The organism is Legionella sp. ST3F1, assembly GCF_048553315.1.
Lineage (GTDB): Bacteria > Pseudomonadota > Gammaproteobacteria > Legionellales > Legionellaceae > Tatlockia > Tatlockia donaldsonii.
On sequence record NZ_JBLZIO010000008.1, the window covers coordinates 89,157 to 112,855 of the forward strand.

Sequence of the window (23,699 nt, forward strand, 5' to 3'; positions counted from 1 at the left end):
GTATCTACTGAATCAGTACCCCAGGGAAATAAGAACTCGAATAGCCTGTCAGTTCCAGCAAGTACAACACTGAGAACTCTTTTTCGACTTTTGCCGTGATAAAGGAGAGTGTCAATCTGCAAAGCTAAGGCCCTGTCTATCCAGAGAAGGTTAATTACAAATAAATACAACAAACTTAGAGGTGCATGAGAGTTACAAATCCTGTGTTATACTTATTGGAATGTTGGAAATTAACAAAAACACTATGAAATTACTCTTTGATTTTTTCCCGATTTTGATTTTTTTTATTAGTTATAAATTATTCGGAATTTATAATGCTACTGCTATCGCGATGGGGGCGGCGCTTATTCAAGTTGCTTTTTACCGCCTGAAACATCAGCGTTATGAAAAAATGCACTTAATCAGCCTGGCACTTATTTTTATTTTAGGTGGCGCGACTTTATTTTTTCATAATCCATGGTTTATAAAATGGAAACCAACTGGGATTTATTGGCTGACCTCCTTAGTGTTTCTCGGCACCTCCTTTATTGGCAAAAAACCACTTATTCAAAAAATGATGGATGGAAATATTAGCTTACCACAAAAAATCTGGTATCGTTTAAATTATGCGTGGGCTGCGTTTTTTGTTGTAATGGGTGGCTTAAATCTCTATGTTGCTTACTTTTATAGTACAGATGTTTGGGTTAACTTTAAACTATTTGGTGGCGCAGGATTCACTCTGATTTTTGTTTTTTTGCAAGCAATTTACTTAACCAGGCATTTAATAGAACAACAACCCTCAGGCGATTCCCATTAAGGGCATGCCTTAACATTAGGAGCGGCAATGAGATTGCTACTTGTTGAAGACGATGAATTACTTGGGGATGCAGTTAAAGCCGGCTTAACTCAATTTGGCTATATTGTAGATTGGCTAAAAGATGGGGAAGCTGCTCGCGCTGCTGTCAAGTCTGAATCCTTCGAGTTAATTATTCTGGATCTGGGTTTACCCAGGCTGTCTGGACTCGCCTTTCTTCAAGCTATTCGTCATGATGATAACAGAACACCTGTTATTATCCTGACAGCCCGAGAATCAGTAGAAGACAGAGTAAAAGGTCTTGATGCGGGTGCCGATGATTATATGACGAAACCTTTTGATTTAAATGAATTAAGTGCCCGAGTTCGAGCCTTGGTTCGACGCTCCCAAGGACGTGCTGATGCGGTCTTGCAATATCGTAATATTACCCTGGATCCAGCAGCGCACTCTGTTTATGTTGATGATGTTATTGTCAATGTTCCGCGCCGCGAATTTTCTCTCTTGCAAAAATTACTCGAAAATAGTGGTCAGGTACTATCACGTGAACAATTAATGCAGAGTATTTATGGTTGGGATGAAGATGTGGATTCTAACGCCCTTGAAGTTCACATCCACAATTTGCGTAAGAAACTCAATGCTAATTTTATTCGAACCATTCGTGGCGTTGGTTACATGGTCGAGAAAAACGAGAGTAATTAAGTATTGTGAAATCTTCTATTCGTAAGTTTTTGCTAATTAATTTATTATTAGCCATCACAATTACTACAACTCTGACTGCGATAGGTAACTACTATCTCGATCAAAAAGATATTCAAGAGCATCTTGATACCTTAATGGCGATGTCAGCACTCTCCTATCAAGCCTTATTAGGTGATGACTTACACCAACGCCCACTGACTAAAATTCAAGATGCACTAGAGATCATCCCTCAAAAAATCGATAATTATTATCAGCGACGTTTTTTAAATGATTTACCCCCCAAAAATTATCTCGATAAATTTAATTTTCAAGTATGGACTAATGGAGGCAAACTCTTGCTCCACTCATCAACAGCCCCCAAAATCCCATTAATTGCTGAAATTGATGGTTTTAGCGATAAAATGCTAGGTGATCAAAAATGGCGTGTCTTTACTACCTATAACGAAAAAGCTGGTGTACGTACTGTTCTGGCAGAACGTTATGATACTCGTAATGAGTTAGGCCATCGCATTGCACAAGATGATCTATATATCATGTTGCTCACCTTCCCCTTATCAGGACTGCTTATCTGGATTATTATCGGTCGTGGTTTGGACAGCCTTGATCGTGTAGCACAAGAAGTTGCAAACCGCGCACCTACCCACTTAGAACCAGTAGACTTGCAAGAAGTTCCCGAAGAGATTAAGCCGGTTATTGATGAATTGAATAAATTATTTTATCGCCTCAAGGAAGGGTTTGAGCGGGAAAAACGCTTTGCTGCAGATGCAGCTCACGAATTGCGCACACCGCTTGCTGCTCTTAAAGCGCAAGCTCAGGTTGCTTTAAATACCAGTGATATGGATGAAAAGAATTTAGCCTTACAAAAACTAATTGCTAGTGTTAACCGTAGCACTCATATTGTTCAACAGCTGTTAACTATGAGTAAACTGGTTCCTGAAGCAACCAATATCAACGATATCGATGAGGTCAATTTAGTCAAGATAACCCGTGAAGTTTTAGCGATGTTGGCACCAAGTGCTGTAGAGAAACAAATAGAACTTGAGTTTGAACACGACGAGCAAACCCCTGTTTTTGCAGGAAATCTTACAGCGCTGAGCATTCTTATCCGTAATTTAGTTGACAATGCTATTCGTTATTGTAAGGAAAATGGTAAAGTATCTGTTCGCGTTTATAGCAAAGAGCAGGAATTAGTTCTGGAAGTACGTGATAATGGCCCGGGAATACCGAGTGAGCTGCAAAACCGGGTCTTTGAGCGCTTCTTCCGTGTCTTGGGAAATAAAAGCCCTGGTAGTGGTTTGGGCTTAGCTATTGTAAGGCAAATCACCGACCTGCATGGTGGACGGGTAGAACTAGACTCTCCTGCAGAAGGTACAGGTTTAATCGTGCGGGTCTACTTCCCCATTCCCAATGGAGCATCATCCCAACAAGGTTAATTTGAAAACAAACTCGCTACCCTGTTCTAGTGTAAATTGATTTTTAGCGAAGAGTATTTACCGGGATTTCTTGAATTTCACTCCTGATCGTATCAATCAACTCGCTACTATCAGCGAAAGGAAATTCTGGATACATTTCTTCATCAGCATACAACGAGATAGAGTTATCACTGCCCAAACTAACCATTTCCAATGATTTTAGAGCAGAAAAGTACAGTTTGCTTACATTATCCACCAATATTCCGGTCTTATCCTTGGGTGCGAGCGAGTTAAGTAAAAATGCCGTTTGGTATTTAGCATAACCATCAATCAACAATTTGAATCTGCCGCAAGAGGTGGAATCCATCGCTTCAATGTAGTGTTGACTATTTTCAAGTAAGCTAACCAACGCTAATTTTTGTTTTTCGCTTAACCCATCTTTTTTTGCTAAATGATGAATGTGAACTAAATAGGCACGTAAAACAAAGGGATTCCCTTTTTGCAAACCCTTCTTAAAAAATTCACTTCGATCAATAAATTGCTCATATATTTCGTTAAATAATTTTTGTTGTGCACCAACTTCACCTAGAGCGGCTCTGTAAGTTATTAATTGCGATACATAATGTATTAAACTATTTGTATTATGTAATGATAAAGAAATATTTATTGGTAATGCCTTTCCCTTTGTACATTCAAAATACAGTTCCTTCACGAACGCCGAGACTTTTTCTTTTACCACAGAACTTTGTATTTTATGAGGATTCTTAATTATTGCCGCAATTAAGCTCACTATTTTATCTTTAGAAACCATGTCCACCTCTTGATGCATAAAACGACTCTACACCACCAAAAAATCACCGTCTTAAACTAATATTTCTTTAGCTCATGGTTGGCTTAAATTCATTATCCTCAATTTCATCAAGGACATCACCCACAGGATGAGTAAGTGCATCGGCCAGTTCATCAAGATCACCAAGATCTTCCATATCAGTTGGCCCTGCATAATCATAGCTTGTGATAGGATTTGCATCATCATGTATAGACCATCCGTAAGGCCCTAAATTTAGTACCGGTTTACTTAACCATTCAGAAATTTTTTTGTTAATAAAATAATAAGCAGAGTCAGTGAGATGTTCAGATGTTTGCAATGTTTCGCGGTTTGGTAATAAAGCCCAAGGTCTACTCTTATCCATTCGCCAGGGGGATGCCTCAGCCTGAAAATGACTAAAATTAGAACCTTGCACTTGTGTAGATTGTAAAAACAACACTTCAGGAAGTATGCGTCCGCAATTAATCCCCATCTCTTTACCAACCTTGGTGCTTGCAAAATGAGATGAAAATCTGACTTGAGCTCCCTCAATTTTGGCAAGCTCCCGATATAGAGTGCCACCATCTTTTATTTTAAAATGACCTCCCTTTAGGAACTCATTTGCACTGTAACCCTTTAAACCATGTGCTTTTAAGCAAGACAAAATCTTTATTGCCCGGGAAAAATCATCTCCTACCTTGGAGTTTTTGGCTTTTTCCATGATCTTTGCTCTTAAATCTTGATCAAGTTCTAATTCTTGTAAGAGAGAACTTAGTTTCTTGCACTGAATAACCTGGGCTGTAGGATGAATAGTCTTTTTACCATAATTTTTTAATGCGTCCTTTTTGCTGGTTACCGTGTTTGATAATCCAGCAATTAGACTCCCAAAAAGAGAAGCATTTTTCATTTATTAATTTCCGGTTTTTAAAAACCAATATAAAAAATTGGCTTACCACAACTCGTCCGGAGTTATATCAAATAACAATCAATTGTGTTGAAACGACAAAGCATGAATGAATGTTTATAATCTTGATTGAATTAAAAACAGGAACTCAGCCCAGATATTCATCGATTATCTAAGTAATCGACTGCGGGCAGATTCTACCGATTCATAGTAATAAAGCAAGCTGTTATCGGCTTGCTAATAGCTGCAGCGCCTGACGAATCAATTGCTCACAGGTTTTATTTCCATCATCAATTTTATTGATCGCTTTAACAGCCTCTTGTTGCTTATATCCCAATGCTTCCAATGCACTGATTGCTTCATCCTGCTCACGGTTAATCGATAGTTTCTGCGATAATTGGTTAGTATCCATGCTGTTAAACTGTTTCACACTGTCTTTCATTTCAATCACCAGGCGTTCGGCTGTTTTTTTACCAATACCAGGTAATTTAGTAAGAACTACCGTATTCTGTTGGGTAATACATTGAATAAATTCAGCGGGCGTAATACTTGAAAGAATAGCCATGGCTAGTTTAGGCCCCACACCATTCACTTTAATTAAAGCCCTGAATAATGCTCGCTCCTCTTTATCCAAAAAACCAAAAAGCAATAAAGCATCTTCTCGAACGATTGTATGAATATGTAAATTTATCAACCCGCGCTGTGATTCAAGTTGAAAAAAAGTTTGTAAGGAAGTTTCTACGTCGTATCCTACTCCGTTGACATCAACAACCAATTTACCGGGTTGATGTTTATCAACAACCTGTCCACTTAACCAGCCTATCATCGCAAACGTCTCCTTGTGCTCGGCCGTGATCGTTGTAAACCGGATAGCCCATGCCGCATGTGGCTGTGACAAATTGCGGTAGCTAACGCATCAGCAGCATCATTCTGAGGTGGGCTATTAAGCATGAGCAAAGTTACGACCATATGTTTTACTTGTTCTTTCTGGGCAGCACCATAACCTACTACCGCCTGTTTAATCTCACGAGCAGAATACTCACTCACACTAACACGATGGGAGGCAGCAGCAACCATGGCTACCCCTCTAGCATGTCCCAATTTTAGTGCTGAATTGGGATTTTGATGCATAAAAACCTGCTCTATGGCAACCTCATCAGGAGCATACTCGTCCATCAATTGGCAAATACCATTAAAAATTTGCAACAATTTTTGGCTCAATTCACCATCTGAAGTTCTAATGCAACCGCTATCCACATAAAAAATTTTGCGCTTTTCTTCTCGAATGATGCCATATCCAGTAATACGTGAACCAGGATCAATCCCTAAAATAATACTCATCAGACCGAAGTTTCAAAAAGTGATTCAGGAAACTCAGCATTACTATGAACCTCCTGCACATCGTCCAAATCTTCTAACATATCGATTAATTTGAGTAAACTCTCCGCTGATTCTTTATCCAAAGGAATCATTGTTTGAGCCCGCATCGTTAAATGTGACTGCTCAACATCATAACCTGATTGTTGAATCGCGGTTAAGACAGTGTGATATTTATCTGCAGGAGTAATTATTTCAAGCTGGCCTTCTTCGATTACCACGTCTTCAGCACCCGATTCTATAGCAACTTCCATTGCATCTTCTTCCGCTTGTCCAGCGGCCAGAAGAATCTCACCTTGCTTATTAAACAGATAAGCCACTGAGCCATCGGTTCCCAAATTACCACCATGTTTGGTAAAAGCATGTCTTACTTCAGAGACAGTACGATTTTTATTGTCAGATAAACAATCCACCAAGATTGCAACACCACCGGGACCATACCCTTCATAGCGCATTTCAATCATATTATCACCATCTAAACCACCTACACCACGCTTAATAGCGTTGTCGATCGTATCGCGCTTCATATTAGCTTTTAGTGCTTTTGTTACAGCATCGCGTAATCGTGGATTAGCCGTTTCATCACCACCACCTGCACGTGCAGCAACCGAAATTTCGCGAATAAGCTTGGTGAAAATTTTTCCGCGTTTGGCATCTTGTGCGCCTTTGCGAAACTTAATATTAGCCCATTTACTATGTCCAGCCATAAATATACCTCAATCAAATACCCGCTCATCCTGAAAAATAATGTCATTTCTAAGACGGGCTTACATTAAATAACATGGATTATACATCGTCAGTAACCTAAAAAGAACGGTGATTAGACCAGGCTCTGTTGACATTTCGCTAGCCTGAGTCGAGAAGCGTTGATTTACAAGCATCCCAGCATAATTTACATGAGGGAACTGAGTAGCGAAGCACAGGAAATCAACGCTTTTCGGCCAGGATTACAGAAATGTCCACAGACCCGATAATCAGTCTCGACATTTTTCACTCTTTCAAGCTATGCTAATGGCGTTAAATTTACGAGGGAGATAAACGGTGTATTTGGCAGGATTTGGTAACCACCATCAAAGCGAAGCTATACCAGGCGCTTTACCTAAAGAACAGAACTCCCCTCAACACTGTCAATTTGGTTTATATGCCGAACAATTAAGCGGCACCGCCTTTACAAGACCCAGGCATGTTAATTCCCACAGTTGGCTTTATCGCACCATTCCATCTGTGGTCCATGAGGATTACCAACCTTATGAGCATGCCGCAACAGCCAATTACGCGAAACTACAAGCACCCAATCCTTTCCGCTGGTCACCGTTTGAAGCCCCTACTGATAATAGAGATTTCGTTGATAGCTTATTTCACATCGCCGGTAATCAATCCACTAATGCCTACCTCTATCAATGCAGTCAATCAATGCAGACTCGCTATTTTAGTAATTATGATGGCGAAATGCTTCTAGTACCTTACTTAGGCGAGATAATACTTTATACAGAGTTTGGACGTCTTGCGATTGCTCCTGGAAAAATAGCTGTTATACCGCGCGGAGTAAAATTTAAGGTTGAACTCATATGCCCTCTGGCTTGTGGCTATCTTTGTGAAAATGCTGGCACGCCACTGGGTTTACCACCATTGGGCCCTCTTGGGGCAAACAGCCTTGCTAATCCACGTCATTTCCTTTATCCACAAGCCTCTTATGAAAATTATAATGACGAAACCACTTTAATTTGTAAGTATCAACAACAATTTTGGGTGGCAAAAAGCAATCATTCTCCACTCAATGTAGTTGCCTGGCATGGAAACTATGCCCCCTACATTTATGATTTATCTTTGTTTAACACAATTAATACCGTTAGTTTTGATCACCCTGATCCTTCCATTTTTACTGTTTTAACCTCAGAAAGCGAAATAGTTGGTGTAGCAAATCTTGATTTTGTTATATTCCCACCGCGATGGATGGTAGCAGAACATACTTTTAGGCCGCCTTATTTTCATCGTAATGTTATGAATGAATTCATGGGATTGATTCACGGCGAGTACGATGCAAAAACAGAAGGATTTCTACCGGGCGGTATAAGTATTCATAACTGCATGACAGCACATGGACCTGATACAGAGACCTATCAAAAGACTATTCAAGAAGAACTAGTTCCAACGCGTTATCAAAATACCCTGGCCTTCATGTTTGAAACAAAAGCTCCCTGGTTAATTAGTAAAAAAGCGTTGGCTCACCCGAGCAGACAATTAGATTACACAGCCTGTTGGCAGGGCTTGGGAGCCGCCTCCACCAATGTCCCCTAGCTCTGGGCTCGCCTTTTTACATGACTTAAAATAAATCTTCCTGGGTCAAACCTACGCGCTCTAAAAGCCCTCTCAAGGTTTTTAAAGCCTCGACCTGGATTTGTCTGACCCGCTCTCGAGTTAAATCAATTTCCTTACCGACATCTTCAAGTGTTGCCTTTTCAAAACCACGTAGACCAAAACGTCTAGCAATCACTTGTTGTTGGTTTTCCGTGAGTTTATCTAATAACGATTCAATATGGTTACGTAAATTCTCATCGGTTAAAAGCTCTGCCGGATTCATACTATTTTCGTCAGCAATAGTATCAAGCAACGATTTGTTTTCATCGTAACCAATCGGCGTGTCCACTGATGCAACTTTATCATTTAAACCAAGCAATTTTTCAACATCCTCAAGCGGTTTATCAACCATTTCAGCAATCTCTTCTGCCGATGGTTCATGATCAAGTTTTTGTGTCAGTTGGCGTGCTGCACGCAAATAAATATTAAGTTCTTTAACCACATGAATTGGTAAACGTATTGTGCGAGTTTGATTCATTATTGCACGCTCGATAGTTTGCCTAATCCACCAGGTAGCATAGGTCGAGAAGCGAAAGCCCCTATCAGGATCAAACTTCTCAACTGATTTCATCAAACCGAGATTTCCCTCCTCGATAAGATCAAGAAGCGGCAAACCGCGATTCAGGTAACGACGCGCTATTTTAACCACTAGGCGCAAATTAGATTCAATCATCTTTTTACGAGCGGCTGCATCGCCTTTAAGAGCCAGCTTTGCATAATGAACTTCTTCTTCCGCAGAAAGTAAAGGAGAAAAACCAATTTCACCCAAATAAATTTGCGTCGCATCCATAACCTTGGCAGCATGTCTACCGCGCTGAAAGCTGGGAAACGCTTCTTCATCACTAAAATCAGGTAAATGCTCTTCAATATCTTCGGCGTTTTCAACGTCGATACCCGTATCATCAGAGAGCAACGCGTCATCAGGAGATTCATCCCATTCCTCTTCGGGAGTTACCTCTTCTTTTGTTGATTCGTCATCTGCTTGCATGATATCACCTATCGTGTTTATATCTTTTAAGAAAAAAACACCATCTTCGCACTAAGCATGGTTATTAGAACCAATTTCTTGTTAACCTTTTTGCAGATAATTCAAAGGATTAACAGGTTTTCCTGCCCTTCTGATTTCAAAATGCACACCCCAAAACCGTCTATCTACAACTCCCATTTCGGCAATAACCTGGCCAGCTTTAACTTGTTGGCCTTCGTGAACCATATTACGTAAATTATTGCCGTATGCCGTTAGAAATTGGTTATTATGTTTAATAATAATCAAGTTTCCATAACCTGAAAGTCCGCTTCCAGCATAAGCAACAACCCCACCGGATGAAGCTCTAATTTTCTCTCCTTTCATTCCTGCAATATCTATGCCCTTTTTGCCTTGTTGCGGAATAAATTGAGTGGCAACTCGGCCGTTCACGGGCCACAACCAGGATTGGTAACGACCTGGTCTTGCCCAAGAAGCTTGATACGAAGGGCTAACAGGCCTTGCTGAAGGGATATTTCTTGCCGTATACACTGGTTTGGTTTTGGCATGATAATAATGTCTTGCCGGTGTTCGTGAAGCCCCCTGTAAGCGAATAATTTGACCTACGCGCAAGGCATAAGGACTATGTAAATGGTTTAATGCGGCAAGCTGCCGGTAATCTTGGTCATAGCGAAAAGCGACTGCATAGAGCGTTTCGCCACGCAGTACTCTGTGAGTAGTTTGATTCGGATTTTGCGGTTGCCACTTTAACTCCACCACAGGTGCTAAATCAGATCTTGATCCACAACCAGTAAGAAGAAGCGCCGATAAGAATACGCACAATTTGTACATATTTATTTTCTCAGAATAACCATTTTATAAAACATAAGCCCCTATTAATATTAGCGCAGAGAAATGCGCTTTGTTCGTAATACTAATTTTGGCTCATATTCCCAATCTTTTTGTTACCATAACAACAAAAACTGCAAGTCATGAAGTCCAACTAATCTCATCAATCAACGCCGATAATTGTTCAAACACCTTATAATGCGTCATATCAAGATGTAACGGTGTAATAGATACGCAATTTTGATTAATCGCATAAAAATCTGTACCTGGACCTGCATCAGCCTCTAACCCGGGAGGACCAACCCAATAAATGGGGCGGCCGCGTGGATCATATTCTTTAACAATGGGTTCAGCACCATGGCGTGTCCCCAGACGAGTCACTTCTATTCCCTTAATTTTATCCAATGGTAAATCCGGGATATTAACGTTGAGGATAGTTTGAGACGGCAACATATTTGCCCGCATTTTTAACACCAATTGCCGAGCAATTGCTGCACCAGTATCATAGTACTGAATATTATCGCCGACCATAGAAAAAGCGATGGCTGGTAAACCAAGATATCTCCCTTCCATTGCTGCAGCCACAGTCCCTGAATAAAGAATATCATCACCGAGATTAGCACCCTCATTAATACCGGAAACCACGATGTCAGCATTTGGATCTAGAAAACCAGTAAGAGCCAAATGCACACAATCAGTCGGAGTCCCTTCTACGCTATAATGCCCATTGTCCAATTGTTTGACACGCAAAGGCCTGGTCAAAGTCAACGAGTTACTTGCACCACTACGATTTCTCTCGGGAGCTACAACGATAACATCCCCGATAGTTGACATTTCATTAGCTAAAGCACGAATTCCTGATGAATGCACACCGTCATCATTACTTACTAAAATTCTCATTAATTAACTCTCTGGTGACTCTAACCATCTTACAATTGCCAAGCGTTCAGCCAAGCGCTGCTCATTCTCTTCAATCATTTTTCTTAGTTCAGGCTGCTTAGGGTTTTTCTTGAGTACAATACGCTGTTTTGCCAACTCTTGCTGTATAGACAATATTTGCTTACCAAACTCCTGGGGGTTAATTTGGATCTGGTAAACTAATTCATAAACAGAGCTGTTAATAGCAGCTAATTGCTCACAGCTTATCTGCGCTGGTTGTTTATTGGGGCAATCTTTAATTGCCTGCTGTAATGCTTGCGGATTCAAGCGATAATACTGTTCATCCCGGGTTGAGCAAGCAGCCAAGCCGATGGAAGCTGCACAAACCAAAACCCACAATTTTCTCATTACAACCTCTTGATGTTTCTACAAAGTTATCGATGTTATCATTTGTAAATAACTAACGCTATGCTAACGTGAGGCGTTACCTGCTCTTTGTTTTGGAGGCTGCAACCGATTTGCTTTTGTATTTATGAGCAGCAGTGTTGCCATGTTTAGGGGTGAAAGTCCCATTTTTCCCCGATTGAGATTTCGCTACTTTGCCTTGGTAAGCTATTTTCTTCTTAATTGCCGCAGTCGCCGGATTAGGCGTTGCTGGTAAAGAATGGTTAGGCTCAAAGTCATCAACCTCAACCCTCTCAATACGTCTTTTAATTAGTTTCTCAATATCATGTAACTGCTTGAATTCATCAGCACAGACTAATGAAATGGCCTGACCTGACGCCCCAGCTCGGCCAGTACGCCCAATACGATGCACATAATCCTCAGCAACCTGGGGTAAATCAAAGTTAATGACCAAAGGTAATTGATCAATATCTATTCCTCTAGCGGCAATATCTGTCGCCACCAAAATAGGTATTTTCCCTGCTTTAAACTCATTCAACGCATTCGTACGTTGAGATTGGCTTTTATTTCCATGAATGGCCAACGCTTTAATATTATCCTGTGCCAAAAGTTTTACCAGCTTATTGGCACCATGTTTAGTACGAGAAAAAACAAGTGCTTGTTGCCATTCTTTATCACGAATTAGATGACTGAGTAAGGCAGTTTTGCGAGCTTTATCTACAGGATGCACCAGCTGTACAACCTTGGAAGCTGCAGTGTTACGGGGGGCAACATCAATTTCAACCGGATTGATTAATAACTCTTTAGCCAGTTTGCGAATTTCATCAGAAAAGGTTGCTGAAAATAATAAATTCTGGCGTGTACGCGGCAAATAAGAAAGGATTTTCTTAATATCATGAATGAAGCCCATATCGAGCATTCGATCTGCTTCATCTAAAACCAAGGTTTCAATTTGTTCGAAACGAATAGCATTTTGTTTATAAAGATCGAGTAAACGTCCGGGAGTCGCTACCAGAATTTCAACACCGGAGCGCAATTTCATCATTTGAGGATTAATTTTAACACCGCCAAAAACAACGGCGGAACGTAAACCTACATATTTACCATAGAGCATCACACTTTCATGAACCTGCGCGGCTAACTCTCGAGTCGGGGTAAGTATCAAAACCAGAGCGCAATTATTCCGTGCCCGTGTTTTTTGGGCCAATCGATGTAAAATAGGCAAAGTAAAACCAGCCGTTTTTCCCGTTCCGGTTTGCGCTGAAGCTAATAAATCATCACCACGCAATACGGCAGGTATTGCTTGTGCCTGAATAGGAGAAGGGGCTTCATAGCCTTGTTCACGGATTGCTCGCAGCAAAGGTTCAGCTAATTGCAAATTTGCAAAAGTCATTGGTATTTCCTCTCATGGTTAGACTACATCTCACCATGAAGATCTACCCCCATTATGACCGATGTGTGAAGTAAGCACGTCCCTGCACTCAAAAGTAAGCTATCCAGCTACACTATTCATCCAGATTTTTAGATGAATTATGAATAAAGTCGCGACATTTTATCATAGTTTTGGGCAAATCGCATTGTTGCATTGAATAAATGCCCTTGATTGGCTATTGTATGCGCACTAAATTTTATCTGAAAATAACAACCATGCTAGATTTCAAAATAGTACGTGACGAGCAGACTGGCGAGCAGTTTATCGAAACTTCCATTTGCGGAAAACCCTTACTGACTATACCGCAACTTAACAAAAGTACCGCCTTTACCCAGGAAGAACGACATGCCTTCGGGTTGTTAGGAAAACTACCGCATCGCGTTGAAACCCTTGATGAACAAGTAAAGCGCGCCTACTTACAATACTCAAGCTATACCTCACGTTTGCAACAAAACATTTATCTTAATAATTTACACGATAAAAACCAGATACTGTTTTATAAGCTAATTAGCCGTCATTTGGGGGAAATGCTACCTACGATTTATACACCGATTGTTGGCACTGCTGTTAAACGCTTCAGTCATGAATATCGCCAACCACGAGGTTTATACATTGCCCATTCAGATAAAAACCAGATCGAAGACATTATCAACAATCGTTCTAATCCAGAAATTGATCTAATCGTCGTCACCGATGGAGAAGGTGTACTCGGTATTGGCGATCAGGGCATTGGCGGTATGGATATCCCAGTTGCCAAACTAATGGTTTATAGTCTTTGCGGTGGAATAGATCCCACCAGAACACTGCCTGTTTTTCTAGATGTAGGAACAAATAATCAGGAATTACTTAATGATCCTCTTTATTTAGGTTGTCAGCATCCTCGTATTGACACAGAGCAATATGATGCTTTCATTCTTACCTTTGTGAATGCTATCCGCCAACATTTCCCTCACGCCTTTTTACATTGGGAGGATTTTGGTCGTGGAAATGCCCGACGTATTTTAGATAAATTTCAAGATGAGTTATGCACCTTCAATGATGATATCCAAGGTACAGGAGCAGTCACCTTGGCAGCCTTACTGGCTGCTTGTGACGTTAGCGGCATTAAGCTAGAAGATCATCGTATTGTTGTCTTTGGTGCAGGCTCCGCCGGAACAGGAATAAGTGATCAAATTGTTGATGCAATGGTAAGGCGTGGCTTAAAGGTAGAGGAAGCGTATAGACGCTTTTGGCTAATTGATCGCCAAGGCCTTTTAATCGACAGTGATCTGGAGCTCACTGAAGCACAAAAACCCTATGCACGGCAGTCAACCGAAATAGCCTCTTGGGAAATTCAGGGCAAACAACAACTTTCTCTTACCGATACAGTCCGTCAAATTAAACCAACAATTCTTATTGGTTGTTCAGCTCAACCTGGTTCATTTTCACAAGATATCATCGAGATCATGTCTAATACGTGCGAAAGACCAATCATTTTTCCTCTTTCTAATCCGGATGAAAAATGTGAGGCACAGCCTTCTGATATTCTCACCTGGAGCCAAGGTAAAGCGTTAATTGCCACAGGCACCGCCTTCCCTGCAATTGAATATCAAAACCGTTTATTACAAATTGCTCAGTGTAATAATGCGTTGGTATTCCCAGGAATCGGCCTTGGTATTTTAGCAGTAAGGGCATCAAGATTATCCAAAGGCATGATTTGGGCAGCCGCAGAAATTTTAAGCGAACACGCGCCAAGTAAAAAAGACAGTTTTCTACCCCTCCTCCCCTCTCTTGATGATGCGCAGACAGTCGCTAAACACATCGCCGTTGCTGTTGCCCAAACTGCAATAGAGGAAGGATTGGCCCAAATTAATCAGCAGGCTGATTTGGAAAAATTGATTCAAGAGCTATTTTGGGAACCAAGGTACTTACCATTCAGGAAACTGGGTTAACTTAATTAAGCCAAAAATTTAAATAATTCCAGGCCCTAAGGGTAAACCCTTCGATATTAATAGCCTATAGAGTCGAGCGATGTGCATAAACCCACGCTTCTATACCAGAAGTTAATTGAATCTTCACACGAACATAATCATCTACTTCGTATTCATCTGCTTTATGCAATTCAGTCTCAGTTAAGTCAAACACCATTCCCTCTACGCTATCAGCTTCATTTTGTGTTGCTAACAGAATTTGATGCACGGCCTGGCCACTCACTTCGATAACATAAGGATCGGTAATTTGCAGATCTTTGAGCACATAACCTTGCAAACTAGCTTTAGTCCCTTTTAATAAACGGGAAAAAGTAGCGATTTGAACGGATTCCAATTGCAGGGTCCCATAAGAAAAAAGCTTTTGCATCACCTTCAATACTCCTGTTCACTCATGAAGGCTGATACTTTAACATAGCGTGACTTTAATCTACAAAAGCCAGCACAGAGGGAAGTCATTACTATAGAGACGAAGTAACAGTAACTAAATGTACTATCCAAGTTGTCCACCTGAAAAATTCATCTGAACCAATAAATTATGGGTTAGCGCTTCTACGCCTTATCTACCGTGCTATGATAATTGCTGCCAAAATATGACAGCATTGTTCTAACAACCATTTAGGAAACTATAAATTGACTCGTACTGAACGCCTGCTTGCCCTCTTACAAATTTTAAGACGTAATCGATATCCAATACGGGGAGCAACCCTTGCTGAAGAATTAGGCATCAGCCTTCGTACTCTCTATCGTGATATTGCCACACTGCAGATGCAAGGAGCCCAAATAGAGGGTGAACCAGGGCTTGGCTATCTTCTAAACCCTTGCTATATGCTTCCTCCTTTGATGTTTTCTGAAGAAGAAATTGAAGCACTCGTTCTTGGCTCGCGCTGGGTAGCAAAACGTGCCGACTCCAGGTTGGGAGCTGCTTCCCGTGATGCCATCGCAAAAATTGCTGCCGTATTACCTGTTGATTTACGCAACAAACTTGATGCCTCTGCTCTGCTTATTGGCCCAGGACAAGCCATTATGGGAGGGGATCAAGAACAAGCGCTTATCAGGCAAGCTATACGTAATGAGCGTAAACTTGTAATTCGCTACAAAGATGTCCAAGAAAACGAAACTGAACGTACCATCTGGCCTTTTGCAATGGGATTTTTCGAACAAACACGGATAGTCATTGCCTGGTGTGAATTAAGGCAACAATTTCGTCATTTTCGCATCGATAGAATTACCGGTCTTAACCTCACTTCAATTCGCTATCAACGTCGCCGGCAAGCCCTTTTGAAAGAATGGCGATGCCTGGAGAATATTCCTACTCAATAAATAAAAGACGATTTACTACTGCAGCGACAATAAGAAACTGCGCGGAATCGCTGTGTAGACGCCAAAACATATGGATTCGAATATCGTATCGACGAAGCAATGCTCCAAATCCAGTAGAATTTCGAAAGAAGTCTACTGACAGAATTTGGCAGTAGTGTCCCTTAAAATCAATAAACCTGAATGACTTCGGGAATAAGGCCTAAATTTTTTAGGAAACTATCTTTTTAACAGGGAGACTCCTATGTTGGATCCAAATTTTATAATACTCTATGTCAACAAGCCCAGTATCAGTACTGCCTTTTATACAAAATTACTCAATAAACAACCTGTTGAATCTTCACCCGCTTTCGCAATGTTTGTATTAAACTCTGGTGTTAAACTAGGCTTATGGTCAAAAGATGATGTAAAACCAGCGGTAACAGCCGCAAGTGGCAGTAGTGAACTTGCTATTGCCGTTAACGACGATGAGCAAGTTCGTACTTTGTATGATGAGTGGAAAAAACAGGACTTATGTCTAATACAACCACCAACTCCAATGGATTTCGGACTGAATTTCGTGGCCCTTGATCCAGATGGCCATCGTATTCGTGTGTTTACTCAGACTTATTGATCAACAGGCTGCCCCCGCAACTTGTTTGCGGGAGCAGTCAGTGTTTACAGTACTTCTTGTTGTATACCACCAACAACCCAATCAGGATTATTGTTGAATTTACGGAAATGCCAAATTTCATCTAACTGTGTTAGCTCACCATTTTCCTTAATAGTACCGGTAAAACGTACACTTGCCATTATTGAATCAACCTGGTTTGAAACATCCAGCAAGTGGGCATCCAGATTAATAACGTCTGTGGTATTGGGTTCAGTACCACGTTCCTCAAGTTGCATTTTGATTTCAGCGAAGACTTCAGGCGCCGTAAAAGCAGTCAGATCAGCGAGATTTTGTTGATCATAAGCAGCCTGTAAGCGAATGAACTTGACTTTGGCATCACGTAAAAAGGATTCCTCCACAAATCCTGCTGGATAGGCAGACGAACTACCGCGTGCTTGAAAATTGTTCCTAAAAGCATCAGCTGTTTGATTAAAAGGAGACGCTTGCCTAAACGCATTCGATTGAGTCGATTGAAAACCAGGCTGCATTTTGCGGCGCAAAAACCCAACGAGAAAGAAGAGAATTGAACCAACAATGAGCCAGGATAATAAGCCACTGCCCAAGCCATTGCCCATAAACAGGCTGGCTAATAATCCACCCGCCAATAAGCCCCCTAGCACCCCACCCCACTTACTTTTATTATTAGGGGCACGTTGCCCGAATGATTTGGTTGTTTGTGCAGAATGGGAATTATATAAACTACTGTGGGAACGTTGTACCCCAAAACTCCGCCCGCCACCAAACCGCTTGGCAGCAGCTTCATTAACTACTAAACCAAAGGTCAGAAATACAATTAAAAGACATGAAAAAACACGACTCATTTTATTTACCTTTATTTTTTAAGGAAAACCATTATAACTGAACAAAAACTAACTTGCCTGTATAAACCAATAATTTTTCTACTGCCAACATTGCAGAATTAACGGCTCGACAAGGCAATTTTCACACCGAAACCAATGAAAAGACCACCTGTTAAACGATCCAATGTTTGAATAACTTTAGGATTTTTTAGTCCTCGAGTCAGTGGCTGACTTGCTAAAATCAACAAGGCAAACCAAAGCATGCCAAGTAGTGAGTGAATCAACGCTAATAAAAAAGTATAACCAGCAATCGGCATATCCTGTGGAATGAATTGAGGTAGAAAAGAAACATAAAAAATACCCACTTTCGGATTCAAAAGATTTCCTAAAAATCCTTTCCATAGCCAGCTCAAATCACTTATTTTTTGCCCCGATTGCCCTACACCAGTTAGACCGGAAAAATCTGTTCGCGGACGTAACAGCAACTGCAAACCTAACCAGGCAAGGTAGAATGCTCCCACCCACTTGAGTAGTTCATAGGCCAGTTGCGAAGCTGAAATAAGTGCACCCAAACCAAACGCAACAGCCGCTCCCCAGGTTAAACAACCAATATTGACACCAATTGCAGCAAACCCTGCTTTTTTAGCCCCTTCAGCAGCAGACGTTCTCAAAACCAAGGCGGTATCCAGTCCAGGTGCAATAGTGAGGAGTCCGCCCGCGAGGACAAAAGCAATTAATGATTCAGTAACAGTCATAGATATTCCAAAATGGGTCGCTTTTTTAATAGCAGTTGTACGATCGTCATCTTAACCTAGAGGTTAGAAAGTTTAAATATATCTCATGGACTCTCAGAATGATAAGTTGACTTGAAGCACCATTTGCTCAGGTATCAAAACGAGGGAAGCTCCTGGCGCTAAAAAACAGACCTTTCTTCCACCCTATTCATTCCAGTTACCCTACAGGAGAAGCGTCGCGCCCCCCTCATTAAACAAGACTGTTACCGTAATTACCCAAGTAAAAACTTACCTTCTTTCGGAGCAATTTAGAAAGTCGTTGAATACAATTTTGAATAGAGGAAGTTGCTTTAAACTGCACTTAAATAAAAGCTATGATATTTTACTCGCATGAGGAACAAGCGTGATAAAAGAATATGAGTGACTTAGCGATTAATCAAGTACGAGCTGATACACCAGGTTGCCAACTGGTACTACACTTCAATAATGCAGGAGCAGCTTTACCTCCCAATGCAGTAGTAACCGCTATGAAAGAACATCTGGATTTAGAAGCGACCACTGGTGGTTATGAAGCAGCCGCACTTCATTTGTCCCAATCCGAAAAAATGTATGTTAATGCCGCCCGTTTAATCCATTGCAAACCGGAGGAAATCGCCTTTGTCGATAATGCCACCCGGGCATGGGAAATGGCTTTTTACAGCTTTCAATTTAAAAAGGGTGATCGCATTCTTACCGCATGTTGTGAGTATGCCAGTAATTACCTCGCATTCCTTCATAGGGCAAAACGGGTTGGTGTCGATATTGAAGTCATTGCTAATGACCAATATGGCCAACTTGACTTGGGGGATTTGCAGAAAAAAATTGATAAGCGAATTAAATTAATTGCCATTACTCATGTACCAACTCAAGGTGGCCTTATTAATCCAATTATCGAAGTGGGGAAAATTGCTAAGCAAGAAGGAATCCCCTATTTGGTGGATACAACTCAATCAATTGGTCAAATGCCAATCAATGTCGAAGCAATTGGTTGTGACTTTCTGTGTGCTACTGGTCGCAAATACTTGCGTGGCCCGCGTGGAACTGGTTTTTTATACGCTCGTAATTCAGTCCTTTCCCAATACGAACCGCCTTTTATTGATCTGCATGCCGCTCGCTGGATTAGCGATAATGACTATCAATTGCGCACTGATGCGCGTCGTTTTGAAACCTGGGAGCAAAATATTGCTGCTAAAATCGGTTTGGGCGTGGCCATTGAGTATGCTCTTGAACTTGGTATTGATGTTATTTGGCAGAGGATCCAATATCTCGCAACACGATTACGCCAGCAATTAGCCACTCTACCCTCAGTTGCATTACACGATCTTGGTCAACATCAATGCGGCATCGTTACGTTCACCTGTAAAGGAATAACACCCGCCGTCATACAACAAGAATTAAGCAAGCAAAAAATTAATGTTTCGATTTCCTTGCAAGAATACGCTCGCTTAGATTTAGCTCCAAGGAATTTACCCGCTTTAGTACGTGCATCTGTTCATTATTATAACAATGAAGAAGAAATCGATCAATTTTGTAATGCCTTACAAGCCTTAATACAAACGCGTTAATCGTTGCTTTTGATATTGGCTCAACAACACCAAACTGTTAACTAAAAAAGTTAAAAAAGCGGTCATTATTGGTACGATAATGAAAAAATGCCAGCGCTTAGTTAAAGCAATATCCAGTATAAAGGTCGCCAGGTATTGATTGATAAGTGTTGCGGTCGTGACAGCCAATAATCCCGCATAAAAACCGATGATTAACGATTCACTACTTTGGATCCAAATGAGTTGTCTCTGCCCTATACCCAAAACTTTAAGAATCTGTGTTTCTTGCTGTTTTAAGCCGCTAAAAGACAACATAGCTAAGGTCACAATGATTAAACCTGCTAAAGCGCCAAAAAAAGCCATAAAATTAATGGCCTTGCTAGTATTATCGAAGATAGAATGAATTTTATTTAATATATTTGCAATGTCGATGATAGTCACATTAGGGAATTGAGTAACGAGAGCATTTAACACTTTTTGCTGGCTGCTTTTTAGATAAATACTGGCAATGTATGTTTGTGGAAAATCGTTAAGAAGACCTGGTCTGAATAACATAAAAAAGTTAGGTGTAAATGCAGCCCACTCGACCGTACGAATACTAGTGACTTTGGTAGAGATAGTTGTTATTCCAATTCGAAAAGTCATAACATCGTGCAGTTTTAAACCCAATTGATTGGCCACTCCCTGTTCTATAGATACCCAATTTTCCGCTTTATCAGCAACTGACCAACTGCCCGCTACAATTTTATTATCGGGGGGTAATGCAGAAGTCCATGACAAGTTAATTTCTCGTTGTAACGCATTAATCTCTTTCATTTTTTCGCCAAACAGTCGTTGCACTGGTTGACCATTAATAGCGATCACCCGCCCTCTAACCATGGGATAGAGATTGGAAGTCCTAATATTTTTCTTCGCTAAAAATTGAGTTAGTGCTTCAACCTGGTTAGGTTCAATATTAACGATAAAGTAATTAGCCGCGGTATCAGATAATTGCTGCTGCCAATTATGAATTAAATCATTCCGGAGAATATATAAACTCAGGATTGCTGTTAAAGCCAAGCCAATACCAATAACCTGCAAAGAACTATTAGCAAGATTTCTCGCAATATTCGCAAAACCAAAGCGCCAATTAAGATGGATATAATGTTTAATCGTGGTCAAATAATTAAAAATGAGCCATAAACTACCTGTAACTACCGCAATAAATCCAAGACAGGCGTATAGGACACTTACTGTGAGGCGCCAGGATTGCGTATAAAAATAAGCGAGTCCGGCAAGCAATAAAAAAGCCAGGCCATAACCCAGCCAGGTTTCAGTGGTCCAGGCCAATTTCTCTTTACGTAAAATAGTGACTGCTGTCACATGACGCAGTTTTAAAATATTCATCAACGAAAAACACAATAAGACGATCATGCCAGTAGTTATACTTAGCAAAGCCGGTTTGATGGTTAAAGACGCCTTAAACTGTGGTAATAAGCCACTTAGCCATTGCTTCAATAAAGGCTGTAAAACATAACCCAGAAAAACACCCAACAAGCAGGAGATAAATCCTAAAAAAAGAATACTACTTAAATAAACAGCAATAATCTGGCGTTGAGAGGCGCCAAAGCAGCGCAAGATTGCAACCTGCTGCGTATGACGCTGGCTATATCGAAGACTGGCCATACTAATTGCCACACCGGCTAATACCAGACTCATCAAAGTGCCTAAATTAAGATAATCCAAAGTACGTTGAATCGTTTGAGTGACAGAAAGATTTGTGGTTCCATCAGCTAATTCCTGCTGTTCCGTCAGCTTATCTTTTAAATAGTATTTCAACTGTTCAAGGTTGTTTTTCTCGCCAGTTAATAACCAACGATAAGCTAAATTACTACCCGGCTGAACTACCTTGGTTTTAGGAATATCGACTTGATTCATGATGATTCTTGGCGAAATGTTAAACCAATCCCCTGTCTGTCCAGGTTCCTCTATCAACAACGCAGCCACTGTAAACTCCGCGGCTCCAATCGTTAACGTACCACCTACCGCAACATTTAATAACGGCAATAAGCGGGGACTTAACCAAACTGTACCGTTTTCAGGTATCTCATGAATGCTGCGTGCCTGCCCAGATACGGTATTCGCAATTTTTAATTCCCCTAACAAAGGATAAGGCGCTTCAATCGACTTGATTTGAGCCAGTTGCAGATTCTCGTTATGAGCCACCATACTTAAGAAAGTTAACGTAGTGGTTTGCTTTAACCCCAGCTCTTTTGCCTTGATAAACCACTGTGAAGAAATCGGCACACTACTGCTAACAACCAAATCTGCGCCCAGCATTTGTGAAGCCTGTTGCACTAATTGCTGGTTCACCATGCCGGCAAAAATAGTTAGCGCACTCACACAAGCCACAGCAATAACTAAAGCCAGTGACAAAAGAGTCAACTCACCACTTCGCCAATCCCGTAACACAGATTGTACGGTCAAGGGGGTCTTCAGCATATCAATTTTCCATCATCAAGAGGCCAATGCAGCTGACAGCGCTTTGCAAGACTTTCATCATGCGTAACGATTACCAGCGTTGTCTGATGTTGCCTGTTCAGATCAAACAACAGATCTATAATTGTTTGCCCTGTTTTTTTATCCAAATTACCAGTTGGCTCATCAGCAAACAGCACATCTGGAGCCGAAGCAAACGCTCTGGCAATAGCAACTCGCTGCTGCTCACCACCCGATAACTGAAGAGGATAATGTTCGCCTCGATCTCTTAAACCCACTTTATCAAGCCAGTACGTCGCTAAAGATAAGCCATCTTTTCGATGGTGAATTTCCAGTGGCAACCTAATATTTTCTAACGCAGTTAAATTAGTAAGCAATTGAAAAGATTGAAAAATAAATCCGACGTAGTTCGCCCGCAATTTAGCTCGTTCATCTTCACTCAATCTCGTTATTTCTTGCGAACCATAATAGACCTGCCCGGAGGTGGGAACATCTAAACCGGCCATAATATTCAATAAAGAGGTTTTGCCTGAACCAGAGGCCCCAGTAATTGCGATAGTAGATCCCGCTTGGATTGCTAAACTAATATCTTTCAAAATATGCAGCTGACTAGAGCCACTCATTACTATAAAATTGATCTTATCCAAGCTAATGACAACATCCTGACTATTCATGAAATCCGCTATCCTGGCAATATTCCTATTAGTTTTTAGCATAGCACCAATCCACGCAAAAACGATTGTTGTGCTTGGTGACAGTTTGAGTGCTGGCTATGGTATCGATGAAAAAAAAGGCTGGGTTAACCTGCTCAATAAGGAATTAAAAAATAATCATTATCCATATCAGATTGTTAATATCAGCACCAGTGGTGATACGACGAGTAATGGTTTAGCAAAATTACCGCAGGTTCTACAGACCTATCGTCCTGCCTTCGTACTTCTACAATTAGGAGCCAATGATGGTTTAAGAGGCTTGTCCTTGACTCAAATGAAATCCAATCTCGCCCAAATCATTGAAATAAGTCAGAAAGCAAATGCCAAAGTTCTACTCATTGCCACCCTGTTACCTCCCAATTATGGACCTGTTTATCTGGAGAAATTTAAGCAGGTTTATCGGGATTTAGCCAAACAATACAAGATCCCCCTAATACCCATGTTTTTAGAAGGTGTAGCTGGCAATCCGGTTTTTATGCAAAAAGATGGGCTGCACCCCAATCAACAAGCGCAAAGCAAAATACTGGCTAATATCTGGACCGCCTTAAGGCCTATGCTAGATAAAGAATAAG

At 40.9% G+C, this 23,699-nt stretch carries 24 protein-coding genes; 9 read left to right on the forward strand and 15 right to left on the reverse strand.

What is annotated here, in order from left to right; translation table 11 throughout:
• Nucleotides 1-244: 244 nt before the first annotated feature.
• Genes ACN4Z1_RS07480 through ACN4Z1_RS07490 form a run of 3 tightly spaced genes read left to right on the forward strand, consistent with a single transcriptional unit; the run spans nucleotide 245 to nucleotide 2,925 of the window.
• A complete protein-coding gene (locus ACN4Z1_RS07480) occupies nucleotides 245-796 on the forward strand; it encodes a septation protein A (protein ID WP_115222711.1) in 552 nt (183 codons plus the stop codon).
• A gap of 27 nt (nucleotides 797-823) precedes the next feature.
• Entirely contained in the window at nucleotides 824-1,492 is a 669-nt protein-coding gene (locus ACN4Z1_RS07485) for a response regulator (RefSeq protein ID WP_115175030.1), read from the forward strand.
• A gap of 5 nt (nucleotides 1,493-1,497) precedes the next feature.
• A complete protein-coding gene (locus tag ACN4Z1_RS07490; protein ID WP_115221447.1) occupies nucleotides 1,498-2,925 on the forward strand; it encodes an ATP-binding protein in 1,428 nt (475 codons plus the stop codon).
• 43 nt (nucleotides 2,926-2,968) lie between these two features.
• On the opposite strand, the gene ACN4Z1_RS07495 is transcribed toward ACN4Z1_RS07490, so the two are convergent.
• The 5 genes from ACN4Z1_RS07495 to ACN4Z1_RS07515 all read right to left on the reverse strand — a co-directional run bounded on the left by ACN4Z1_RS07495 (nucleotide 2,969) and on the right by ACN4Z1_RS07515 (nucleotide 6,700).
• On the reverse strand, nucleotides 2,969-3,715 hold the full coding sequence (locus ACN4Z1_RS07495; protein ID WP_419386009.1) for a hypothetical protein: 747 nt from the start codon (nucleotides 3,713-3,715) through the stop codon (nucleotides 2,969-2,971).
• A gap of 67 nt (nucleotides 3,716-3,782) precedes the next feature.
• The gene (locus tag ACN4Z1_RS07500) at nucleotides 3,783-4,619 is read right to left on the reverse strand and encodes a hypothetical protein (RefSeq protein ID WP_228363867.1); all 837 of its coding nucleotides are present in this window, start codon (nucleotides 4,617-4,619) and stop codon (nucleotides 3,783-3,785) included.
• 223 nt (nucleotides 4,620-4,842) lie between these two features.
• A complete protein-coding gene (ruvA, locus tag ACN4Z1_RS07505; RefSeq protein WP_228363866.1) occupies nucleotides 4,843-5,442 on the reverse strand; it encodes a Holliday junction branch migration protein RuvA in 600 nt (199 codons plus the stop codon).
• Nucleotides 5,439-5,957 carry a crossover junction endodeoxyribonuclease RuvC gene (gene ruvC / locus ACN4Z1_RS07510; protein ID WP_228363865.1) on the reverse strand — a complete coding sequence of 173 codons (519 nt, stop codon included), beginning with the start codon at nucleotides 5,955-5,957 and terminating at the stop codon, nucleotides 5,439-5,441. Before ruvC ends, ruvA begins: the two co-directional genes overlap by 4 nt.
• A complete protein-coding gene (locus ACN4Z1_RS07515; RefSeq protein WP_115221452.1) occupies nucleotides 5,957-6,700 on the reverse strand; it encodes a YebC/PmpR family DNA-binding transcriptional regulator in 744 nt (247 codons plus the stop codon). Before ACN4Z1_RS07515 ends, ruvC begins: the two co-directional genes overlap by 1 nt.
• A gap of 334 nt (nucleotides 6,701-7,034) precedes the next feature.
• Here ACN4Z1_RS07515 and hmgA point away from each other — a divergent pair, with 334 nt between their 5' ends.
• Entirely contained in the window at nucleotides 7,035-8,291 is a 1,257-nt protein-coding gene (hmgA, locus tag ACN4Z1_RS07520) for a homogentisate 1,2-dioxygenase (protein WP_228363864.1), read from the forward strand.
• Between the two features lie 25 nt (nucleotides 8,292-8,316).
• Here hmgA and rpoS read toward each other — a convergent pair whose 3' ends face one another.
• The 5 genes from rpoS to ACN4Z1_RS07545 all read right to left on the reverse strand — a co-directional run bounded on the left by rpoS (nucleotide 8,317) and on the right by ACN4Z1_RS07545 (nucleotide 12,841).
• Complete coding sequence (gene rpoS, locus ACN4Z1_RS07525) at nucleotides 8,317-9,339, reverse strand: RNA polymerase sigma factor RpoS (RefSeq protein ID WP_115221454.1); 1,023 nt, start codon at nucleotides 9,337-9,339, stop codon at nucleotides 8,317-8,319.
• A gap of 81 nt (nucleotides 9,340-9,420) precedes the next feature.
• Nucleotides 9,421-10,167: a peptidoglycan DD-metalloendopeptidase family protein gene (locus ACN4Z1_RS07530; RefSeq protein WP_228363863.1), complete on the reverse strand. Its 747-nt coding sequence runs from the start codon at nucleotides 10,165-10,167 to the stop codon at nucleotides 9,421-9,423.
• A 138-nt stretch (nucleotides 10,168-10,305) separates the two neighbouring features.
• On the reverse strand, nucleotides 10,306-11,064 hold the full coding sequence (gene surE, locus ACN4Z1_RS07535; protein ID WP_115221455.1) for a 5'/3'-nucleotidase SurE: 759 nt from the start codon (nucleotides 11,062-11,064) through the stop codon (nucleotides 10,306-10,308).
• Between the two features lie 3 nt (nucleotides 11,065-11,067).
• Entirely contained in the window at nucleotides 11,068-11,451 is a 384-nt protein-coding gene (locus ACN4Z1_RS07540) for a hypothetical protein (protein WP_228363862.1), read from the reverse strand.
• Between the two features lie 76 nt (nucleotides 11,452-11,527).
• The gene (locus ACN4Z1_RS07545) at nucleotides 11,528-12,841 is read right to left on the reverse strand and encodes a DEAD/DEAH box helicase (protein ID WP_228363861.1); all 1,314 of its coding nucleotides are present in this window, start codon (nucleotides 12,839-12,841) and stop codon (nucleotides 11,528-11,530) included.
• Between the two features lie 254 nt (nucleotides 12,842-13,095).
• Here ACN4Z1_RS07545 and ACN4Z1_RS07550 point away from each other — a divergent pair, with 254 nt between their 5' ends.
• Nucleotides 13,096-14,811, forward strand: a complete 1,716-nt coding sequence (locus tag ACN4Z1_RS07550) for an NAD-dependent malic enzyme (protein ID WP_228364093.1) — start codon at nucleotides 13,096-13,098, stop codon at nucleotides 14,809-14,811.
• A 64-nt stretch (nucleotides 14,812-14,875) separates the two neighbouring features.
• Here ACN4Z1_RS07550 and ACN4Z1_RS07555 read toward each other — a convergent pair whose 3' ends face one another.
• Nucleotides 14,876-15,217 carry a gamma-glutamylcyclotransferase family protein gene (locus tag ACN4Z1_RS07555; protein WP_228364092.1) on the reverse strand — a complete coding sequence of 114 codons (342 nt, stop codon included), beginning with the start codon at nucleotides 15,215-15,217 and terminating at the stop codon, nucleotides 14,876-14,878.
• Nucleotides 15,218-15,480: 263 nt separating this feature from the next.
• Here ACN4Z1_RS07555 and ACN4Z1_RS07560 point away from each other — a divergent pair, with 263 nt between their 5' ends.
• Together ACN4Z1_RS07560 and ACN4Z1_RS07565 are read left to right on the forward strand one after the other, a co-directional pair.
• Nucleotides 15,481-16,170 carry a helix-turn-helix transcriptional regulator gene (locus tag ACN4Z1_RS07560; protein ID WP_228363860.1) on the forward strand — a complete coding sequence of 230 codons (690 nt, stop codon included), beginning with the start codon at nucleotides 15,481-15,483 and terminating at the stop codon, nucleotides 16,168-16,170.
• Nucleotides 16,171-16,411: 241 nt separating this feature from the next.
• The gene (locus ACN4Z1_RS07565) at nucleotides 16,412-16,780 is read left to right on the forward strand and encodes a VOC family protein (RefSeq protein WP_228363859.1); all 369 of its coding nucleotides are present in this window, start codon (nucleotides 16,412-16,414) and stop codon (nucleotides 16,778-16,780) included.
• A gap of 44 nt (nucleotides 16,781-16,824) precedes the next feature.
• Here ACN4Z1_RS07565 and ACN4Z1_RS07570 read toward each other — a convergent pair whose 3' ends face one another.
• Nucleotides 16,825-17,640, reverse strand: a complete 816-nt coding sequence (locus ACN4Z1_RS07570) for a Tim44 domain-containing protein (protein WP_228363858.1) — start codon at nucleotides 17,638-17,640, stop codon at nucleotides 16,825-16,827.
• 98 nt (nucleotides 17,641-17,738) lie between these two features.
• Nucleotides 17,739-18,374: a LysE family translocator gene (locus tag ACN4Z1_RS07575; protein ID WP_419387992.1), complete on the reverse strand. Its 636-nt coding sequence runs from the start codon at nucleotides 18,372-18,374 to the stop codon at nucleotides 17,739-17,741.
• 395 nt (nucleotides 18,375-18,769) lie between these two features.
• Here ACN4Z1_RS07575 and ACN4Z1_RS07580 point away from each other — a divergent pair, with 395 nt between their 5' ends.
• Entirely contained in the window at nucleotides 18,770-19,957 is a 1,188-nt protein-coding gene (locus ACN4Z1_RS07580; protein WP_419387993.1) for an aminotransferase class V-fold PLP-dependent enzyme, read from the forward strand.
• On the opposite strand, the gene ACN4Z1_RS07585 is transcribed toward ACN4Z1_RS07580, so the two are convergent.
• Complete coding sequence (locus ACN4Z1_RS07585; RefSeq protein WP_228363855.1) at nucleotides 19,940-22,417, reverse strand: ABC transporter permease; 2,478 nt, start codon at nucleotides 22,415-22,417, stop codon at nucleotides 19,940-19,942. The genes ACN4Z1_RS07580 and ACN4Z1_RS07585 overlap by 18 nt on opposite strands.
• Nucleotides 22,411-23,088: an ABC transporter ATP-binding protein gene (locus tag ACN4Z1_RS07590; protein WP_228363854.1), complete on the reverse strand. Its 678-nt coding sequence runs from the start codon at nucleotides 23,086-23,088 to the stop codon at nucleotides 22,411-22,413. Before ACN4Z1_RS07590 ends, ACN4Z1_RS07585 begins: the two co-directional genes overlap by 7 nt.
• Between ACN4Z1_RS07590 and ACN4Z1_RS07595 the strand changes: the two genes are divergently transcribed.
• Nucleotides 23,087-23,698 carry an arylesterase gene (locus ACN4Z1_RS07595; RefSeq protein ID WP_228363853.1) on the forward strand — a complete coding sequence of 204 codons (612 nt, stop codon included), beginning with the start codon at nucleotides 23,087-23,089 and terminating at the stop codon, nucleotides 23,696-23,698. The genes ACN4Z1_RS07590 and ACN4Z1_RS07595 overlap by 2 nt on opposite strands.
• Nucleotide 23,699 lies beyond the last annotated feature (1 nt).

What these genes read in the sequence shown, in the direction of transcription:
- ACN4Z1_RS07540 (WP_228363862.1), bottom strand. Translation starts at nt 11,451, where the DNA reads ATGAGAAAATTGTGGGTTTTGGTTTGTGCAGCTTCCATCGGCTTGGCT.
- rpoS (WP_115221454.1), bottom strand. Translation starts at nt 9,339, where the DNA reads ATGCAAGCAGATGACGAATCAACAAAAGAAGAGGTAACTCCCGAAGAG.
- ACN4Z1_RS07580 (WP_419387993.1), top strand. Translation starts at nt 18,770, where the DNA reads ATGAGTGACTTAGCGATTAATCAAGTACGAGCTGATACACCAGGTTGC.
- ruvA (WP_228363866.1), bottom strand. Translation starts at nt 5,442, where the DNA reads ATGATAGGCTGGTTAAGTGGACAGGTTGTTGATAAACATCAACCCGGT.
- ACN4Z1_RS07545 (WP_228363861.1), bottom strand. Translation starts at nt 12,841, where the DNA reads ATGACTTTTGCAAATTTGCAATTAGCTGAACCTTTGCTGCGAGCAATC.
- ACN4Z1_RS07485 (WP_115175030.1), top strand. Translation starts at nt 824, where the DNA reads ATGAGATTGCTACTTGTTGAAGACGATGAATTACTTGGGGATGCAGTT.
- ACN4Z1_RS07590 (WP_228363854.1), bottom strand. Translation starts at nt 23,088, where the DNA reads ATGAATAGTCAGGATGTTGTCATTAGCTTGGATAAGATCAATTTTATA.
- ACN4Z1_RS07480 (WP_115222711.1), top strand. Translation starts at nt 245, where the DNA reads ATGAAATTACTCTTTGATTTTTTCCCGATTTTGATTTTTTTTATTAGT.
- ACN4Z1_RS07565 (WP_228363859.1), top strand. Translation starts at nt 16,412, where the DNA reads ATGTTGGATCCAAATTTTATAATACTCTATGTCAACAAGCCCAGTATC.
- ACN4Z1_RS07495 (WP_419386009.1), bottom strand. Translation starts at nt 3,715, where the DNA reads ATGGTTTCTAAAGATAAAATAGTGAGCTTAATTGCGGCAATAATTAAG.
- ACN4Z1_RS07570 (WP_228363858.1), bottom strand. Translation starts at nt 17,640, where the DNA reads ATGAGTCGTGTTTTTTCATGTCTTTTAATTGTATTTCTGACCTTTGGT.
- ACN4Z1_RS07515 (WP_115221452.1), bottom strand. Translation starts at nt 6,700, where the DNA reads ATGGCTGGACATAGTAAATGGGCTAATATTAAGTTTCGCAAAGGCGCA.
- ACN4Z1_RS07550 (WP_228364093.1), top strand. Translation starts at nt 13,096, where the DNA reads ATGCTAGATTTCAAAATAGTACGTGACGAGCAGACTGGCGAGCAGTTT.
- ruvC (WP_228363865.1), bottom strand. Translation starts at nt 5,957, where the DNA reads ATGAGTATTATTTTAGGGATTGATCCTGGTTCACGTATTACTGGATAT.
- surE (WP_115221455.1), bottom strand. Translation starts at nt 11,064, where the DNA reads ATGAGAATTTTAGTAAGTAATGATGACGGTGTGCATTCATCAGGAATT.
- ACN4Z1_RS07585 (WP_228363855.1), bottom strand. Translation starts at nt 22,417, where the DNA reads ATGCTGAAGACCCCCTTGACCGTACAATCTGTGTTACGGGATTGGCGA.
- ACN4Z1_RS07595 (WP_228363853.1), top strand. Translation starts at nt 23,087, where the DNA reads ATGAAATCCGCTATCCTGGCAATATTCCTATTAGTTTTTAGCATAGCA.
- ACN4Z1_RS07500 (WP_228363867.1), bottom strand. Translation starts at nt 4,619, where the DNA reads ATGAAAAATGCTTCTCTTTTTGGGAGTCTAATTGCTGGATTATCAAAC.
- ACN4Z1_RS07530 (WP_228363863.1), bottom strand. Translation starts at nt 10,167, where the DNA reads ATGTACAAATTGTGCGTATTCTTATCGGCGCTTCTTCTTACTGGTTGT.
- ACN4Z1_RS07575 (WP_419387992.1), bottom strand. Translation starts at nt 18,374, where the DNA reads ATGACTGTTACTGAATCATTAATTGCTTTTGTCCTCGCGGGCGGACTC.
- ACN4Z1_RS07555 (WP_228364092.1), bottom strand. Translation starts at nt 15,217, where the DNA reads ATGCAAAAGCTTTTTTCTTATGGGACCCTGCAATTGGAATCCGTTCAA.